Source organism: Hydrogenobacter subterraneus (genome assembly GCF_055390195.1).
In genome coordinates, this window is sequence record NZ_AP042473.1 from 1370899 (window position 1) to 1387299 (window position 16401).

A 16401-nucleotide genomic window follows, 5' to 3' on the forward strand; every position below is an offset into this window, starting at 1 on the left:
ATAATTTTATATCCATGCCAGAGGTTAGGAGTAAGCTTACAAAAGCTCAAAAGGCAGCCATACTTCTTATGGCCATGCCACCACAGGTGGCTGTGGAAATTATGAAAGAGCTTTCCGATGATGAGATACAAGAGATAATAATGCATGCCACAAGCCTTGAAGGTATAACACTCAAAGATATAGAGGAGATAGCAAAGGAGTTCATAGAGGAATACAAGGCAACCACCTTCCTAAGCCCGGATATGGATAAGCTTCTTGAATTTGCCAGAAAGGTTCTACCCCCGGATAAGTTTGCCAAAATATATGAATTTCTTAGCAGTTCAAACCTTATAAAGAGCTTTCAAGAGCTTGAAAAAGTAGACAGTAAAGTATTGGCAAGTATTCTAAGAAATGAACATCCTCAAACCATAGCAGTGGTACTTTCTCAACTTAGCCCTGCCAAGTCTGCAGAGATATTAAAACAGCTACCAGATAGCCTATCTGTAGAAGTGGTAAAAAGGCTTGCAACTCTTGAGAACATATCCCCAGAGTTCTTTGGAGAACTTATAGAGGTTTTGGCTGAAGAGATAAGGAGTATGGGTGTGAGCGGTATAATGCAAAAGATGGAGGGAATAAGCCTTGCAGCAGAACTTTTAAATATACTGGATAAGGATACAACCAATAAGATACTTTCTAAGCTTGATGAAGAAGACCCTTATCTGTCGGAAAAGATAAAAGAAAAGATGTTTACCTTTGAAGACATAAGGAAGCTGGATAACAGGGCCATAGTGGAAATACTGAAGGCTGTAGATAAAAGCACGCTTATAGTAGCTCTCAAGGGTGCACCAGAAGATATAAAAGAAAAGTTTTTCTCCAATATGTCAAAGAAGGCTGCAGATATTATGAGGGAGGATATGGAAGCTCTTGGACCAGTAAAGGCTTCGGAGGTAGAAAAGGCACAAAAGCAGGTGGTAAAGGTTATAAAGAGTTTGGCGGAGCAAGGAGTGATAGACATATCTGGCGGAGAAGCATATGTATAAAGAAGAATTTAAACTTTTATATCATCCTAACTATATAGACTCGGTGGAAGAAGAAAAACATCCTAAAAAAGAGGTTGAAAAGGAAATAAATCCATGCGAAGACGTAGAGTCAAATTACAAAGCAGAAATAGAAAAGCTAAGTGAAGAGATATATAGGTTGAATTTGGCAATAAGTTCCTTAGAAGAAGAAAGAAGAAAACTTATAGAAGAGAAAAGCAATCTCCTTAAAAAGCTTGAAGATAAAGAAAGGCTTGATAATTTTATGGAAAATATTTTAAACAATATGTTGGAAATGCTTTCAAAGGAAAAGGAAAACGCAAAAAATGAAGCTATAAATTTTGCAATTAACATATTGAAAAGACTTTTACTTGCAGATGTTTTACCAAAGGAAGAAGCTCTTGTGCGTGCCTTGTCAAAGGTTTTTGAATCGGGCATAGATTTAAAAGGGGAAATAAACCTTTACCTCAATCCTACGGATTTTCAAAGAATAAACCCTTATTTGGAAAAGTTAAAAGAAAGAGCCGAAGGCTTCTTTTCTATAAATCCAATGGTAAGAGAAGAGCTTAATGAAGGGGAATTTATAATAGAGACTCAAAAGTTGTGGATAGAAAGAAGGTATGAGGATTTATTGCAAGATATTATAGAGGATATGAGGGATGAGAGGGGTCTTCAGGGTCTATCATAAGGTTTACAAGGCAAGTGGAGTTTATCTTGAAGCTTATAACACAGATGGCGCCATTGGAGACCATGTGATAATCTACAATCAGAGGAACTATCCTATAGAAGGCGAAATTATAGGATTTAATGAAGACCGATGCATTATTATGCCCTTTAGCCATATATGGGGAGTAAGAGCTGGCGATAGGGTATGGATAAAAAAGGAACATGTATCTACGGTATGTGGGGTAGGCCTACTGGGTGAGGTTATTGACCCCTTTGGTAGGAGTTTACTTAGTGGTGCAGAGCTAAAGGGAGAAAAAAGGCCCATACTTTTAGAAGATATAAATCCACTACAAAGGGAAAGAATAAAAGATGTTTTTGATTGTGGTATAAGACCTATTAACGGCCTCTTTACGCTTGGTAAGGGTCAAAAGGTGGGCATATTTGCTGGTGCTGGTGTGGGCAAAAGCACCCTTTTGGGCATGATTGTAAGGAACAGCAAAGCGGATGCGGTGGTGCTTGCCCTTATAGGTGAAAGGGGAAGGGAGGTAAAGGAGTTTTTAGAGGATGTGCTTGGAGAGGAGGGAAGAAGGAAAAGCATAGTGATAGCCACCACCTCAGACCAGACGCCCATTCTAAAGGTAAAAGGTGCCATAAGCGCCTTGGTCCACGCCAAGTATTTGGCCGAAAAAGGTATGGATGTACTCCTTGTTATGGATTCTATCACCAGGCTTGCTATGGCTCAGAGGGAGGTAGGCCTATCTGCGGGCGAGCCACCAACCATGAAGGCATACACGCCGTCGGTTTTTTACCTTCTTTCCAAAGTGGTAGAGAGCTGTGGAAACTTTGGCAATGGTAGCATAACCGGCATATTCAGCGTGCTTGTGGAAGGTGATGATATTAGTTTGGACCCTGTGGCAGATTCCCTTATGGCCGTGCTTGACGGCCATATCATCCTTTCCCGGAAAAGGGCCAACGCAGGGATTTTCCCAGCCATAGACCCCATAAGAAGCCTTAGCAGGCTCATGCCACAGATAGTAAGCCAAGAACATATGAAAATGGCCATGTACTTGAGAGAGCTTTTTAGTGTTTATGAGTCTATGGAGGATATGGTAAACCTTGGGCTTTACACTCCAGGAAGCAATCCTATGGTGGATAAGGTAATAAGACATAAAGAAGAGATAAACAAGTTTTTTGTGCAGAAGGTAGGAGAAAAGGTAAGCTTTGAAGAAAGTCTTAGAGACCTTAAAAGCCTTTATGAGAAGTTGTTATAAAATATTACCTTACTATGGTGGACCTCAAGAGCTATGCGGAAGAAAAGGTAGAACGTGCAAGGTCAACGCTTAGAAAACTTATATCTTTGAATACGGAGATAAAGAACAAAACACTCCTTAAAGCTGCCGAACTTTTAGATGCCAATAGAGACTTTATAAAGGAAGAAAATGCAAAAGACATAGAATATGGTAAATCCCAAGGCTTATCCTCAGCCCTCATAGACAGGCTCCTTCTCAATGATAAGCGCATAGATGGTATGATAAAGGTGCTAAAGGATGTGGCATCTTTGCCCGACCCGGTGGGTGAGATCACGCGCATGTGGACCCTTCCCAACGGCCTTCAAGTGGGAAGGATGAGAGTTCCCCTTGGCCTCATCTTCATAATCTATGAGGCAAGGCCTAACGTAACCATAGAGGCGGCTTCCCTGTGTATGAAATCCTCCAATGCGGTGCTTTTGAGGGGTGGCAAGGAAGCTATAAACTCCAACAGGGCCCTCGTGGAAATAATACATAGAGCTTGTAGAGAAACGGGCTTTCCAGAAGAGGCGGTGCAGTTTATAGACAGGCCAGAGAGGGAGATAGTTTGGGACATACTTAAGATGGAAGGAAAAGTGGATGTGGCCATTCCAAGAGGTGGGGAAAGCCTAATAAGGGCTGTGGCGGAGAACGCAAGAGTGCCAGTTATAAAGCACTATAAAGGGGTTTGCAATATATACGTGGATGAGGAGGCGGACCTTACAAAGGCATATCACATAGTTTATAACGCCAAAGTGCAAAGGCCCTCTGTCTGTAATGCGGTGGAAAACTTAGTAATTCATAGAAGCCTCCTTAATACCTTTTGGCCAAAAATGGCAGACATCCTTGGAAAGGCTGGCGTGGAGCTAAGGTGCGATGAAGAGAGCTTACAGATAATAAAATCCATGCCAGAACTTTCCCATGTAAAGGCTGTGCCAGCCACAGAAGAGGACTACTATGAAGAGTTTTTGGACCTAATCCTGGCGGTAAAAACGGTGGGAAGCCTTGATGAGGCCATAGAGTTTATAGAAAAATATGGGTCAAAGCACTCCGATGCCATAATCACAGAAAACTACACAAAGGCCATGAGGTTTATAAAGGAGGTGGATTCGGCGGCGGTTTATGTAAATGCTTCAACGCGCTTTACAGACGGTAATGAGTTTGGCCTTGGAGCTGAGATGGGTATTTCTACCGATAAGATACATGCAAGGGGTCCCATGGCCCTTGAAGAATTGACCATCCAGAAGTTTATCATCTTTGGCAACGGCCAGGTAAGGGATAATGTGGAGGTTCCACCCCAATGGATGCCATAGACACGCAGGACCTTATAGATTTTTTGACTAAAGGAGAAAGAGCAGAAAAGCTGGAGAGGTACCTTAGGGAAGTGGAAAGGAAAAAGGGCAAGGTTTTTTTGTCTGTATACACACTTTTGGAACTTGCCTACCTTTTTGAATACAGCTTTGGCATAGATAGGGAGAGGATAGTAAAAAGCTTGAGAACGCTTTTGGAGGATAGGCTGTTTAAAGTGGAGGGAAAATCGGACTTTGAAAGGGCCTTGGACTTTTACTCACAAGGCATGGACCTCTTGCAGGCTTTGAAGCAAGTGCAATACGAAAAATTCAAAGTGAAGAGGTTGGAGCTATGAAAGTAAACATCACCCTTGACCTTGCACCCTTTTTACCATGGTTAAAATCCTACGATAAGGATAAGTTTGTTAGGGACCTTATAGCCGGTCTTACAGTTGCTGCAGTGCTTGTGCCTCAGTCTATGGCCTATGCCTTACTTGCTGGCATGCCCCCCATACATGGCCTTTATGCCTCCTTTTTGCCTGTTATAGTGGCAGCTCTTTTTGGAAGTTCCAGGTTTTTGGCCACAGGCCCCGTTGCAATGACTGCACTACTTACTAGCTCTGCCCTGTATGGGCTTGCAGAGCCTGGAAGTGATAAATGGATAGCTCTTGCAGGTGTGTTGGCACTTATGGTGGGCTTTATAAGGCTTGTAGTAGGCCTTCTCAAACTTGCCTTTGTGGTGGAACTTATATCTACCAGCGTTATAGTTGGATTTACAAGTGCAGGCGCTCTTGTGATAGCTTTAAGCCAGTTTGGCCACCTTTTGGGCTTTAAGATCACTCAAAGCACCCACATATACGAAGTTGTCTCAGATATAATTAGCAAACTATCTCAAACGAACCCATATACATTTATCATAGGTGTTTTAGCTTATGTAATAATATGGCTTTCAAGAAAGATAAGTCCTTTGGTTCCCGGTGCTTTGTTGGCGGTGATAGCCACATCCTTGATCTCATACTTCTTTAACCTTCAAAATTTTGGCGTTTCTTTGGTTGGTGAAGTGCCAAGCGGCCTTCCCTCTTTGGAAATTCCTTCTGCAGATTATAGAAGCATATCTCAACTATGGGTAGGTGCCATTATCATTTCAGCCTTTGGACTTATGGAGGCAGTAGCCATTGCCAAACAGCTTGCCATAAAAGCTGGAGACAGATGGGACCCAAACCAAGAGCTTATAGGCCAAGGGCTTGCCAACATAGTGGCCGGTCTTTTTAAAGGCTTTCCTGTGGGGGGTTCTTTCTCAAGGTCCGCCTTGAACTATCAGCTTGGAGCCAAAACACCCATAGCCAGCGTGATAACCTGCCTTGTGATAGGCCTTACTTTGCTCTTCCTTGCACCCCTCTTTTACTATCTTCCCAAGGCCACCCTATCGGCCATAGTGTTATCGGCCGTAATAAACCTCATAAGACCACAGGAGATAATAAGGCTATATAGGATAAACCCAACGGACGGCATAGTGGCGGGTATTACCTTTATAACCGTTTTCTTTATGGACCTTTGGGTAGCCATAACCCTTGGAACCCTCATAGCCTTTGGAAGCTTTGTCTATAAGACCATGTATCCAAGGATAGTGGTGCTTACAAGGAACCCCAAGTCCTCCACCTTTGTAAACGCAGAAAGGGAAAAATTACCAGAATGTCCCCAAATACTCTACATAAGGCCCAACATGTCCCTCTACTTTGGCAATGCGGAGTATGTGTATGAATATATACTTGAAAAGGTAGAAGAACGCAAAAAGACCTTAAGGTTTGTCTTGCTTGACCTTGAGGCGGTTAACTATATGGATGCTTCCGGAAGTCTTGTTCTTATAAGGCTTCTTGACAGGATCAAGGCCATGGGCATAGAGCCAGCCCTTGCCAATATAGGATGCACCATATATCCATTGCTGGAAAGGTTGGATATAGACAAGCATATAGACCCGGATAACATCTTTGATTCTAAGGGTCAATCTATCGTAGAACTCTTTAAAAAGCTTGACCATGAATACTGTAGGAGAAAATGCCCCTACGCCATATTTAAGGAGTGCTGGAGTGTGAAAGAGGCAGATTTTAAGCCCTTGGAGAAGATAGCTTAGGCTTTATATAGACCCTTTTCAAGGATGTAGTCTTCTACCTCTTGGGGAACCATCCATTTTATACTTTTGCCCTCCTTTACCCTTTCCCTTATCTCCGTTGAAGACACATCTATTCTCCTAATAGACAAAAGGAAAAAATCCGTCCCTTCCTTTAAACTTGAAAAGTTTTCCTTTACATAATCCTTTACCTTTTTTCCCTTTCCATCCCTATCTACCACCACAAAACGAGCCAAAGAAAGAAGTTTGATAGGTTCTTTCCAAAGATGTAGGCTTAGAAAGCTATCCGCACCCACCAAGAAAAAGGGCCTTTCTCCAAAGTTTTTGTATATTTCTTCTGCTGTATCCACCGTATAAGAAATACCACCTCTTTTTATTTCCATGGTGCTAACTTCAAAATCCTCAAGGCCTTTGATAGCAAGCTTTAACATGGTTAATCTATCCTGTGGGCTTGCAAGGTGAGGTTCTTTTAAGGGTGCCTGAAAGGCTGGTAAAAATATAACCTTTTCAAAGCCCAAAGCCTCTTTTACATCCCTTGCTACAAGTAAATGGCCCACATGCACAGGGTCAAAGCTTCCACCGAAGAAAAGCCTCATGCTATGTTAAAATCTTACCATGCTTTGCATAGACTTGTCGGGCAAAAGGGCCTTAATTACTGGTTCTACACGTGGTATAGGTAAAGCCATAGCCGAATTTCTTGCCAAGGCTGGTGCCAAAGTGGTTATAACAGGAAGAGACAGCTCAAAGGCGGAGGATGTGGCAAAAAGCCTATCTGATAGCTTTGGGGTAGAAGCCCTCGGAGTGGCTATGGATATGGGCAAGGAAGAATCTATAAGAGAGGCCTACGCAAAGATAGAAAATGCCTGGGGTGGTGTGGATATACTCATAAATAACGCAGGCATAACAAGGGATAAGCTCTTCTTGAGGATGTCCCTTGAAGACTGGGAAGAGGTAATAAGGGTAAATCTGACAGGCACCTTTTTGATAACTTCTTTGGCAATAAAGGCCATGCTAAAAAACCGTTGGGGCAGGATAATAAACATATCCTCTGTGGTGGGCTTTACCGGCAATGTGGGTCAAGTGAACTACTCTTCTACCAAGTCTGCCCTTATTGGTTTTACCAAAAGCCTTGCCAAAGAACTGGCAAGCAGAAACATAACGGTAAACGCCATAGCACCGGGCTTTATAGAAACGGACATGACGGCGGTGCTAAGTGAAGAACTAAAACAGAACTATCTTAAAAGCATACCCTTGGGAAGGTTTGGAAAGCCCGAGGATGTGGCTGGCGCTGTGCTTTTCCTTTGCTCGGACTATGCCAGCTATATAACTGGAGAGATTATACACGTAAACGGTGGAATGTATTAACCTTTTCTTATGCCTGTATGTTATATAGCCTTTGGCAGCAATTGGGGGGATAGGCTTGAGTATATATTAAAAGCCTTTGAGTTTTTAAAAGAATATGGTTCAATCAAGAAGGTATCCACCCTATACATAAGCCAGCCATGGGGGAAGATAGACCAGCCGGAGTTTTTAAACGGTGTTTTGGAATTTTATACAGATCTTGAACCCATAGGACTTTTAGAGGTTCTAAAAGAAATTGAAGAAAAGGCAGGAAGAAAACCAAGGGAGAGATGGGGACCAAGGGAGATAGACCTTGACATACTACTCTATGAGAACCACATAATCATGTTAAGCTTTTTACATATCCCACATATATACCTTACAGAAAGGGACTTTTTCCTCTTTCCACTGTTGGAACTAAATCCAGACATTGTGCATCCAATTAGCAAGATAAAGTTAAAGGATTATGCAGAAAAGGTAAAGAATAGCCTTTTACCCTTCGCCTGCCTTTTGATTTAAACTGCATAACCCAGCTTTTGCTTCACATATCTTTTAAAAACTGTAGCAATTTTTTACCACCTTTTAGTGTATCCGCATTTTTATCTTGCTGGGCTTGTCCTGTTATGAATGGTGTACCTGCTTTGCATACAACGTGTGTTACTGTTTTTTAATCATTTCCTTTACATAATAGCTAGACCTGGTAGACAAACATACTAAAAATCTTTTAAGTAAAGCATGAGAAAAATCATTTTATGCCTTCTCATCCTTTGATAAAATTTATACTCAATATCAATTAGGAGGGCGTGCTATGAAGCTATTAGTCCTTGGTGGGCATGATAGGATGAAAGGTAGGATAAAAGAGCTTTCCAAACGCTATGGCTTAGACATAAGGTTTATCAATCAAGAAACGCAACAAAACATAGACAGCGTCCTTGCCTGCGCCGATTGGATAATAATCTTTACAGGGCTTGTGGGCCACAACATGGTAAAGCTTGCCAAAAGCTATGCCAAAGAAAGGTGCATCTTTTGCCACTCTCACGGTGTTTGTTCTTTGGAGAAAGAAATAAAAAGACTTGTGGAGGCAAAGAGATAATATGAGGCTAATCATATTGACAGTGGATTTCAATTTATTTAAACTTTATGCTATCAAATCTCAATTTTTGTATAAGGAGGTAGAGCATGAAGAAGTTTCTCTTAGCTACTGCCCTTTTTTCTAGCGCCGTTTTTGCCCAACCAGCGGAAGACCGAATTAAGCAGCTGGAAGATCAGATAAGAATGCTCCAGCAAGAAGTGCAAAAGCTAAAGGAAGAGCAGAAGAAAGCAGAGGAAACAAAACGAGAAGCGGAAGCAATAAAGGAGGAGATAAGGAAACTAAGGCTTGAGATTGCTATGCCGCAGCTTGAAATAAAATCCTATTATGGATTCGGTCCTGCAGCCTCCAAGGTGCACTTTACCCCAAGGGGTGTATCCATAGGTGGTTATGGTGAGCTTACTTTTTTGCATAACGATGTGAATGCACGAGGTGGTGCAAAAAATATAGCGGATATGCAAAGGCTTATAATCTATCTGGGCTATGCCTTTGATGAAAAGTTAAAGTTCAACTCAGAGCTTGAATTGGAACATGCTTCTACTTCTGGTTCTCAAGGTACGGGAGGAGGATACTTTAAGGCTGAACTTGCCTATTTAGATTATCAATTTAGGCCAGAGTTTGGTGTAAGGGGCGGCCTTTTGCTTATGCCAGTGGGTATTATAAACGAAGTTCATGAGCCACCCACATTTCCTAGTGCAGACAGACCTTATTTTGAAAGGCGCATTATGATGTCCACATGGGAGGAGATGGGCCTTGGAGTATATGGGCAGGTAGGTCCAGCAAACTATAGGTTCTATCTAATTAATGGCCTTATGTTGAAGGGTGGCGGAGATTATGATGCAAAGGAACCTCTTAAAACTGTTAGGCAAAGGGGTGCAAGGGCTGTGGCGGATAGGCTTGGCTTTACAGGTAGAGTAGATTTAAAGCTACCGTACAACGTTATTTTGGGTGGTTCCTTTGTCCTTGCGGATGTTCAATCAAAGGGGGGTAGTGATTCAAAGCTTAATCTAAGAAGGGGTACAAAGGTAGGTTCTGTTGCCATACTTTCTCCACACCTATGGTGGCAGTATGCAGGGTGGGATGTAAGGCTTGTGGGGGCTTTGGTAAAAGTGGATGATGCTTTAAAAATGTCACAGGACCTTTTTGGGGGTTCAATTGGTGGAAATAACATAGTACCAGAAGAACAAAAGGGCTTTTATGTACAGGTAGCCTATGACCTATTTAGACTCTTTGGTCCAGAAAATCAAGAACTTTACCTTTTTGGTATATATGAAGACTTTGACACCCACAGTAAAGTGCCTGCTGGCTACTCAAAGCCCGACGGACACAAGCTAAGGGTGTACAACGTGGGTCTTTCCTACAAACCTCATCCCTTGGTTGCCATAAAAGCGGATTATGCAAGGCTCAACTACAGCTCTCCAAAAAAGGATGAGAATGAGTACAGGCTTACGCTTGGCTTTATGTTCTGAAGGCTCTTTCTTCTGTTGGTGCCCTCTCTCTGCGGGAGGGCCTTATGTAAGAAAACTACTAAGTAATATTTTTAGTAGATATGACATGTTCTGTTTTTGGAGTAAAATATGATGAGAGTGTGTAGGTGGTGCCTCTTTTTGAGTTTTTTTGTTTTTCTGTTCTCTTTTGGAACGGATATATCGGCAAGAGATTTTAATAGGCCCGAGAAGGCCCTTAGGGAGATATATCCAAACAGCCAAGTGGAAGTAAAGAACATAATCCTCACACCAGAACAGCAATCTGCCATAGAAAAGCTATCTGGAGTAAAGTTAAATTCAAGGCTTGTATCTTGGTATATAGTCAAAAGAGGAGGAACTTTAATAGCCTACGCCTATGTGGATACACATATAGTAAGGACCCATCCTGAGGTGGTCCTATACACCATCACACCAGAGGGAAAGATTGATGTGATAGAGGTTTTGGCCTTTAATGAGCCTCTTGAGTATATGCCAGAAGAAAGGTGGCTCAAGCTCTTTGCAGGAAAGCAGCTAAACAAGGACCCCATAAGGCTAAAAAGGGACATTCCCAACATGACAGGAGCCACCCTTACCGCACGGGCCATAACGGATAACACGAGGAAGGTTTTAGCCATGTGGCAGGTGCTTTTCGGAGGCCAAAGGTGAGGTTCTTTATCTCCGCCGATATAAAGAGGAACAAAGCCCTCTACTATGCAGTGCTTGCCTTTTTGATTTTTTCCCTTCTTTTTTGGATTGCCTCTTGGATAAGCTTTTATGGCAAGTATGGCCTTTCCTATGAGAGTCTCTTTAAGTACTACTTTATGGACCCAGAGTTCCCTCAAAAAATATCCATAGCCCAAATATCGGAGGATATACATATAAACCTCTTCTTACACGGCCTTATGCTACTCACACTCCTTTCCATCTTTAACCTCTTTGGACAAAATCAAAACTTCAAGCTTTTTATAATTCTCTCTTCCAACCTTTTTGCCCTTTTTTACATAGGTGCAGACCTTCTTATATTCTTCCTTGAATGGCCAATTCTTTTGTGGTTAAAGCTTTTTAGCTTTATAGTTTATCAATTGCTTTTACTTTTTGTAATCCTTTACAATCTCTACTGTCTTGTCCTTAAAGATGCCAGGCCACCCAAAACAAAGGCCTTAAGGTATTTTACCTTTTTATTTTCCCTATTTTTTCTTCTCTTTCTCCTTTCCAACTTTTTAAACTTCTTTTCCAAAATGGGCTTTGGTATAGAGGGCATAAAGGATTACTACCTTGGAAATCCTTCCCTTTTTATAAAACCAAAGACCTTTCAAGGTGTTTTTAAGGTTTTTTATCCACACCTTTTGACCATGGCCCTTTTTTCCCTTATCCTTGCTCACCTTTTACCCTTTGCAGGCGTTAAAAAGAAAAAGGCTATAATCTTAGGCTTTTCTGTCTTTCTTTTTTCCTTTTTGGACAATTTATCAAGTCTTTTAATACTATTTAACCCATACTTTGCTTACCTTAAACTCCTTAGCTTCTGGGCCTTTCAGCTCACAGCCATATTTTTAAGCCTTTATGTGTTGGTATTTTCTCTGAGGAAGGAAGAATACCCTGCTATGATTGTGTGAAAAGGACAGGAATGTATGTTTAATTGCCTTTATATTAATACATTTTTAATAAATTGTCAATAGGCATGTAATATGATTTCAATCAAACTACACTCCTAAAACATGTAAAAGCATACATTCTAAAAATCGTACAAGATCTCATGTATCGTTCCGTGGATCCGCTTTTAAAAGAAGCCTTATTGGTATTCAGAAGGTCCACGGAAAATCATACTCTATTCAGGCTGTTGTAAATAGTCACCCTGGGACTTGTGCGCCAAAACCAGTTGCTAATATAAAGGCAATTAAACTAACTATGGGAGGTAGAACCATGAGAAAGGCTTTTAGCCTTAAGCTCTTCATAGCTGTTTTTGCCTTAGTCTTGGGAGCCTTTTTGAGTTCCTGCGGTGGTGGAGGCGGTTCATTTAGCGCAGGTGCAGATATAAGTGCTGGTGGCAGCGGTAGTGTGGGTGGCGGCACTGGTGGTGGAACCGGTGGCAGCGGCGGAGGTTCTGGTGGTGGAAGCACTGGTAGTTCTAATCAAGGTTTGCTCTTGAGCCTTGTCAATACTGTTGATAATACTACAACAAGCCTGTTCTGTCAATTAGTACCTGGCATTCTCAATAATTTGACTGGTGGTTTGGTAGTTAATGTAGCAAATCCAGTTAAAGACGTGCTATATATACTAGTAGGTAATAGACTAATACAGTGTAGCCCTCAAGTTGGAATTATCCATAATACGGTACAGATTTTAGACAACTTGACATGTAGTTTGCTTGGATACCCCACCAACTCAGGAGTAGTAGGAGATGTACTGGAGAGTTTGTTCTATCATCCAGAACAAAGTGCAGTTATATGCAATGGACAACAAGGAGGTTTAATAAGCACACTCCTTGGCACTGCTGATAGGATTCTTCTAGGTGTGACAAAAACTTCCCTTCTTCAAGGGCTGGGTATATCCGATAATACTTTAACCTTGCCAAACTCTACCTTATTGGTGCCTGTGGGAACAGTGCAGGGTACTTCTGGAAGCCAAGTTAATGTCCAACCTATGAACAACAACCTTCTTGGTGGATTGCTCGGTGGTTTGCTTAACACCGTAGTTGGTCTATTAAACAGCCTTCTAAGTGGTGGTCTTCTTGGTGGCTTACTGGGTGGCTTACTCGGTAGCCGTTAGTAAATGCTATGTTTTTGGGTGCCCAATGGCACCCCACCATATGAAGGAGGTACTAGGATGAAGAAAGTTAAACTCTTCACCTTAATACTAATATTACTAGGATTTTTTATAGGTTCTTGTGGTGGCGGTGGAGGCTCTCCAAGCCCAGATTTTAAAATTGCACTGCTACAAAAGGATATAACCATAGTTAGAGGGAGTCAAGCTTATTTAAGCTTACAGGCAGAGCCTTTGTTTGGCTTTTCTGGAGAAGTCAATCTTAGCCTGGATGGTGTTCCTCCTGGTGTAGTCTTAATTACAAGTAAAATTTTTCTACCAGACCCAAGTAAGTTGTTGGGTGGAGTATATCTGTATGTGATCACGATTTTTGCAGACCCTAACACCCAACCTGGTTTTTATCAAGCAACTCTTAAAGCTACTTCTGGTAATATAACTCATAGGGTTTCTTTTAATTTGAATGTACAGGCTTCTGGCAGCGGCGGAGGTTCTGGTGGTGGAAGTCAAACAGCCACACTTACCGTTATTAAAGCAGGCACCGGCTCTGGTGCTGTTGTTAGCAATCCTCCCGGAATAAATTGTGGAAACACTTGCTCTGCACAGTTTAACACAAATACATCTGTGGTTCTTATAGCCACACCAGATAGTGGTTCTACCTTTGCAGGATGGGCAGGAGATTGTCTATATTGTGGTACGAACTCACAATGCACAGTAAATATGACTTCCTCAAAAACATGCTCCGCAAGCTTTAATACTTCCACCAGTAGTGGTAGCTTTAATTTAATGGCTAACCCTACATCTGTAACGTTGCTTAAAGTTTTAGGAATTTATTCTCCTGCCAATGTCACTGTAAGCTTACAGTGTAGCCAGGGCTTTAATAATCCTGTTAATCTAAGCTACCAAGTAAAAGATCCTACAGGTCTTCTTACGTCAGATATAACTGTTAGCTTTGTTCAGACTACCTTAAATTGTGGACAGTCTACCACAGCTACCATTCAGCCAAGCGGACTTCAATTACTACTCACTGGGTACACCGTGGAAATAATAGGCCAAGATGCCAACAACGCAAATAATCAAAGTAAGGTAAGCGTTAGCGTAATTATAATTGGGCTTTAGCACTTTCTATTTTTAAACCCCGGCCCTCCCGGCTCCTTTTTTACCCTTTCATATCCCTTTTTATTAGCTCCACAAGCTCTTCAAGCTCTCTTTCCTCAAGGTTTTCCACGCCGTATTTTTCTTCCAAGTATTTCAAAAACCTTTCTATGCTTACCCATCTTTTGAGGACCATGCCTTGGGTTATAAGCCTCAAAAAGGGCTCCTTGTCCTTTACAAGTCCAAGGTCGTAGAGGAACTTTTGGAAAAAGCGAGCATAAAGAAGGTGCAGGACCGCATGCTCTATACCGCCTATGTAGAGGTCCACGGGCATCCAAAACTCCACCCTTTCTGGGTCAAAGGGTCTTTGTGCGTTTTTTGGGTCGCAGAACCTCAAAAAGTACCAGCTGGAGTCAAAGAAGGTGTCCATTGTGTCCGTTTCTCTTTTTGCCGGTCCTCCACACTTGGGGCATGTGGTATGGACAAACTCGGGCACCTTTTCCAATGGGTTTCCATGGCCCGTTATCTCCACCTTATAGGGAAGCATCACAGGAAGCTGGTCCTCTGGCACAGGCACAATGCCACACTGGTCGCAGTAGACCACTGGAATGGGTGTGCCCCAATATCTTTGTCTTGATATGTTCCAATCCCTTAGCCTGTAGGTTATCTTAAAGTCTCCCAAGCCTTTCTCTTTTAGCCACTGGGTAATAGCTCTTTTTGCCTCTGTGGAGTCCATACCGCTGAAATGGGCTGAGTTTATGAGAATGCCCGGGTCCTCATAGGCCCTGTCCTTTGGTGCCTCTCCCTGGTAGGGCTTTATAACCTGTTTTATGGGAAGGCCATACTTTATGGCAAACTCGTAGTCCCTCTGGTCATGGGCTGGCACGCACATAATGGCGCCGGTACCATACTCATAAAGCACATAGTTGGCAGTCCATACGGGTATCTTCTCTCCGGTGGCCGGGTTTGTGGCATAAACTCCTAAAAAGACTCCTTCCTTCTCTTCCTCTATCCCTCTCTCCCTTGTGGACTTTTGCTTCATTCTTTCTACAAAGGCCTTCACCTCCGGGCTTTTTGCCAGTTTGAGTGTTAAAGGATGCTCTGGAGCCAGGACCACAAAGGTGGCACCAAAGACTGTATCTGGCCTTGTGGTAAAGACCTCTATGGCTGTGTCTTCCACAAAGAACTTAAGAAGGGCACCTTCCGACCTTCCTATCCAGTTTTTCTGCTGGGCTATTACCCTTTCGGGCCACTTACCTTCCAGCTCCTTTAGGTCCTCCAAAAGTCTTTCCGCGTAGGCGGTAATCTTTAAATACCAAGAAGGCACCTCTTTTCTTACTATGGGAGTTCCACACCTCCAACATCTTCCATCTATTACCTGCTCGTTGGCAAGCACCGTCTCATCGTTGGGGCACCAATTTACCTCCGCAGACTTCCTGTAGGCAAGGCCATGCTCAAGGAATTTTAAAAAGATCCACTGGTTCCACTTGTAGTATTCTGGGTCGCATGTGGCTATCTCCCTGTCCCAATCATAAGAGAAGCCAAGGCTTTTTAGCTGTTTTTTCATATAGGCTATGTTTTCATAGGTCCAGTCTGCAGGATGCACTCCCTGTTTTATGGCAGCGTTTTCTCCCGGAAGGCCAAAGGCATCCCAGCCCATGGGATGTAGAACTGAATAACCCTTAAACCTCAAAAACCTGGCTATGGCATCGCCTATGGTGTAGTTCCTCACGTGGCCCATATGAATACGGCCAGAGGGATAAGGGAACATCTCAAGAACATAAATCTTTTTTCCCTCTTCCTTTGCTTTGAAAAGCCCTTGCTCTTCCCAAGTCCTTTGCCACTTGGCTTCTATATCTTGAGGCTTGTATTCCATGAGTTTTATTATAACCATTAAAACACCAAGTAATACGTTGGGTGAGAAATTAATTAGGCAAAGGTGATGCCATTATACCTTTTTGTTAAAAAAAAATAAATGAGACAAGAAATTTAGAAGCACGGCATCTGTGCAACTACTAATAAAAAACCTACTGGTCTTTGACCCGCCCAATGTTTTATAATCTGGCAGGTTTAAAACCTGCCCCTACAAAGGGCGAATTTCTCACCCGGCGTATTGTCTCATTTATTTTTTGCCAAGGATGTAAAATTAGGCACACTAACTAAGGATAGCCCACTTAGCTTTTGCTTCAAATATTTACAACTACTTTATAAGTTCTTTCCTTAGCTCTTCTTTTAACTCCAGCTTTTTCTGCAAGGCTACATCATTA

At 42.2% G+C, this 16401-nt stretch carries 16 protein-coding genes; 14 read left to right on the top strand and 2 right to left on the bottom strand.

The window, feature by feature from the left end; genetic code table 11:
• Nucleotides 1–14 precede the first annotated feature (14 nt).
• The 6 genes from fliG to ACZ5GB_RS07595 are packed head-to-tail and all read left to right on the top strand — an operon-like array spanning nt 15 to nt 6388.
• Nucleotides 15–1019 carry a flagellar motor switch protein FliG gene (gene fliG / locus ACZ5GB_RS07570; protein WP_464326621.1) on the top strand — a complete coding sequence of 335 codons (1005 nt, stop codon included), beginning with the start codon at nt 15–17 and terminating at the stop codon, nt 1017–1019.
• The gene (locus ACZ5GB_RS07575; protein WP_464326622.1) at nt 1012–1704 is read left to right on the top strand and encodes a FliH/SctL family protein; all 693 of its coding nucleotides are present in this window, start codon (nt 1012–1014) and stop codon (nt 1702–1704) included. Before fliG ends, ACZ5GB_RS07575 begins: the two co-directional genes overlap by 8 nt.
• The gene (locus ACZ5GB_RS07580) at nt 1676–2953 is read left to right on the top strand and encodes a FliI/YscN family ATPase (protein ID WP_464326623.1); all 1278 of its coding nucleotides are present in this window, start codon (nt 1676–1678) and stop codon (nt 2951–2953) included. Before ACZ5GB_RS07575 ends, ACZ5GB_RS07580 begins: the two co-directional genes overlap by 29 nt.
• Before the next feature lie 14 nt (nt 2954–2967).
• A complete protein-coding gene (locus ACZ5GB_RS07585; protein WP_464326624.1) occupies nt 2968–4281 on the top strand; it encodes a glutamate-5-semialdehyde dehydrogenase in 1314 nt (437 codons plus the stop codon).
• A complete protein-coding gene (locus ACZ5GB_RS07590; protein ID WP_464326625.1) occupies nt 4269–4613 on the top strand; it encodes a PIN domain-containing protein in 345 nt (114 codons plus the stop codon). The genes ACZ5GB_RS07585 and ACZ5GB_RS07590 overlap by 13 nt, the downstream gene beginning before the upstream one ends.
• Entirely contained in the window at nt 4610–6388 is a 1779-nt protein-coding gene (locus tag ACZ5GB_RS07595; RefSeq protein WP_464326626.1) for a SulP family inorganic anion transporter, read from the top strand. Before ACZ5GB_RS07590 ends, ACZ5GB_RS07595 begins: the two co-directional genes overlap by 4 nt.
• Here ACZ5GB_RS07595 and nadD read toward each other — a convergent pair.
• Nucleotides 6385–6981 carry a nicotinate-nucleotide adenylyltransferase gene (gene nadD / locus ACZ5GB_RS07600; protein ID WP_464326627.1) on the bottom strand — a complete coding sequence of 199 codons (597 nt, stop codon included), beginning with the start codon at nt 6979–6981 and terminating at the stop codon, nt 6385–6387. The genes ACZ5GB_RS07595 and nadD overlap by 4 nt on opposite strands.
• Before the next feature lie 19 nt (nt 6982–7000).
• Between nadD and fabG the strand changes: the two genes are divergently transcribed.
• The 8 genes from fabG to ACZ5GB_RS07640 all read left to right on the top strand — a co-directional run bounded on the left by fabG (nt 7001) and on the right by ACZ5GB_RS07640 (nt 14158).
• A complete protein-coding gene (fabG, locus tag ACZ5GB_RS07605; RefSeq protein WP_464326628.1) occupies nt 7001–7750 on the top strand; it encodes a 3-oxoacyl-[acyl-carrier-protein] reductase in 750 nt (249 codons plus the stop codon).
• A gap of 9 nt (nt 7751–7759) precedes the next feature.
• Nucleotides 7760–8245 (top strand): 2-amino-4-hydroxy-6-hydroxymethyldihydropteridine diphosphokinase, encoded by a 486-nt coding sequence (gene folK / locus ACZ5GB_RS07610; RefSeq protein WP_464326629.1) that lies wholly within the window; start codon nt 7760–7762, stop codon nt 8243–8245.
• A gap of 289 nt (nt 8246–8534) precedes the next feature.
• Nucleotides 8535–8819: a DUF2325 domain-containing protein gene (locus ACZ5GB_RS07615; RefSeq protein WP_464326630.1), complete on the top strand. Its 285-nt coding sequence runs from the start codon at nt 8535–8537 to the stop codon at nt 8817–8819.
• Nucleotides 8820–8905: 86 nt separating this feature from the next.
• Nucleotides 8906–10285 carry a DUF3373 domain-containing protein gene (locus ACZ5GB_RS07620; RefSeq protein WP_464326631.1) on the top strand — a complete coding sequence of 460 codons (1380 nt, stop codon included), beginning with the start codon at nt 8906–8908 and terminating at the stop codon, nt 10283–10285.
• Between the two features lie 138 nt (nt 10286–10423).
• A complete protein-coding gene (locus ACZ5GB_RS07625; protein WP_464326632.1) occupies nt 10424–10948 on the top strand; it encodes an FMN-binding protein in 525 nt (174 codons plus the stop codon).
• Nucleotides 10945–11895, top strand: coding sequence for a hypothetical protein (locus ACZ5GB_RS07630; RefSeq protein ID WP_464326633.1), 951 nt, complete (start codon nt 10945–10947; stop codon nt 11893–11895). Before ACZ5GB_RS07625 ends, ACZ5GB_RS07630 begins: the two co-directional genes overlap by 4 nt.
• Before the next feature lie 307 nt (nt 11896–12202).
• Nucleotides 12203–13048, top strand: coding sequence for a hypothetical protein (locus tag ACZ5GB_RS07635; RefSeq protein ID WP_464326634.1), 846 nt, complete (start codon nt 12203–12205; stop codon nt 13046–13048).
• 57 nt (nt 13049–13105) lie between these two features.
• The gene (locus ACZ5GB_RS07640; RefSeq protein WP_464326635.1) at nt 13106–14158 is read left to right on the top strand and encodes an InlB B-repeat-containing protein; all 1053 of its coding nucleotides are present in this window, start codon (nt 13106–13108) and stop codon (nt 14156–14158) included.
• 40 nt (nt 14159–14198) lie between these two features.
• Here the strand turns inward: ACZ5GB_RS07640 and leuS are convergent, their stop codons facing one another.
• On the bottom strand, nt 14199–16010 hold the full coding sequence (gene leuS, locus ACZ5GB_RS07645; protein WP_464326636.1) for a leucine--tRNA ligase: 1812 nt from the start codon (nt 16008–16010) through the stop codon (nt 14199–14201).
• Nucleotides 16011–16401: the final 391 nt, after the last annotated feature.

Bases quoted from the DNA above. Each gene is read 5' to 3' on its own strand.
- fliG (WP_464326621.1), top strand. From the start codon at position 15: ATGCCAGAGGTTAGGAGTAAGCTTACAAAAGCTCAAAAGGCAGCCATA.
- ACZ5GB_RS07575 (WP_464326622.1), top strand. From the start codon at position 1,012: ATGTATAAAGAAGAATTTAAACTTTTATATCATCCTAACTATATAGAC.
- ACZ5GB_RS07580 (WP_464326623.1), top strand. From the start codon at position 1,676: ATGAGAGGGGTCTTCAGGGTCTATCATAAGGTTTACAAGGCAAGTGGA.
- ACZ5GB_RS07585 (WP_464326624.1), top strand. From the start codon at position 2,968: ATGGTGGACCTCAAGAGCTATGCGGAAGAAAAGGTAGAACGTGCAAGG.
- ACZ5GB_RS07590 (WP_464326625.1), top strand. From the start codon at position 4,269: ATGGATGCCATAGACACGCAGGACCTTATAGATTTTTTGACTAAAGGA.
- ACZ5GB_RS07595 (WP_464326626.1), top strand. From the start codon at position 4,610: ATGAAAGTAAACATCACCCTTGACCTTGCACCCTTTTTACCATGGTTA.
- nadD (WP_464326627.1), bottom strand. From the start codon at position 6,981: ATGAGGCTTTTCTTCGGTGGAAGCTTTGACCCTGTGCATGTGGGCCAT.
- fabG (WP_464326628.1), top strand. From the start codon at position 7,001: ATGCTTTGCATAGACTTGTCGGGCAAAAGGGCCTTAATTACTGGTTCT.
- folK (WP_464326629.1), top strand. From the start codon at position 7,760: ATGCCTGTATGTTATATAGCCTTTGGCAGCAATTGGGGGGATAGGCTT.
- ACZ5GB_RS07615 (WP_464326630.1), top strand. From the start codon at position 8,535: ATGAAGCTATTAGTCCTTGGTGGGCATGATAGGATGAAAGGTAGGATA.
- ACZ5GB_RS07620 (WP_464326631.1), top strand. From the start codon at position 8,906: ATGAAGAAGTTTCTCTTAGCTACTGCCCTTTTTTCTAGCGCCGTTTTT.
- ACZ5GB_RS07635 (WP_464326634.1), top strand. From the start codon at position 12,203: ATGAGAAAGGCTTTTAGCCTTAAGCTCTTCATAGCTGTTTTTGCCTTA.
- ACZ5GB_RS07640 (WP_464326635.1), top strand. From the start codon at position 13,106: ATGAAGAAAGTTAAACTCTTCACCTTAATACTAATATTACTAGGATTT.
- leuS (WP_464326636.1), bottom strand. From the start codon at position 16,010: ATGGAATACAAGCCTCAAGATATAGAAGCCAAGTGGCAAAGGACTTGG.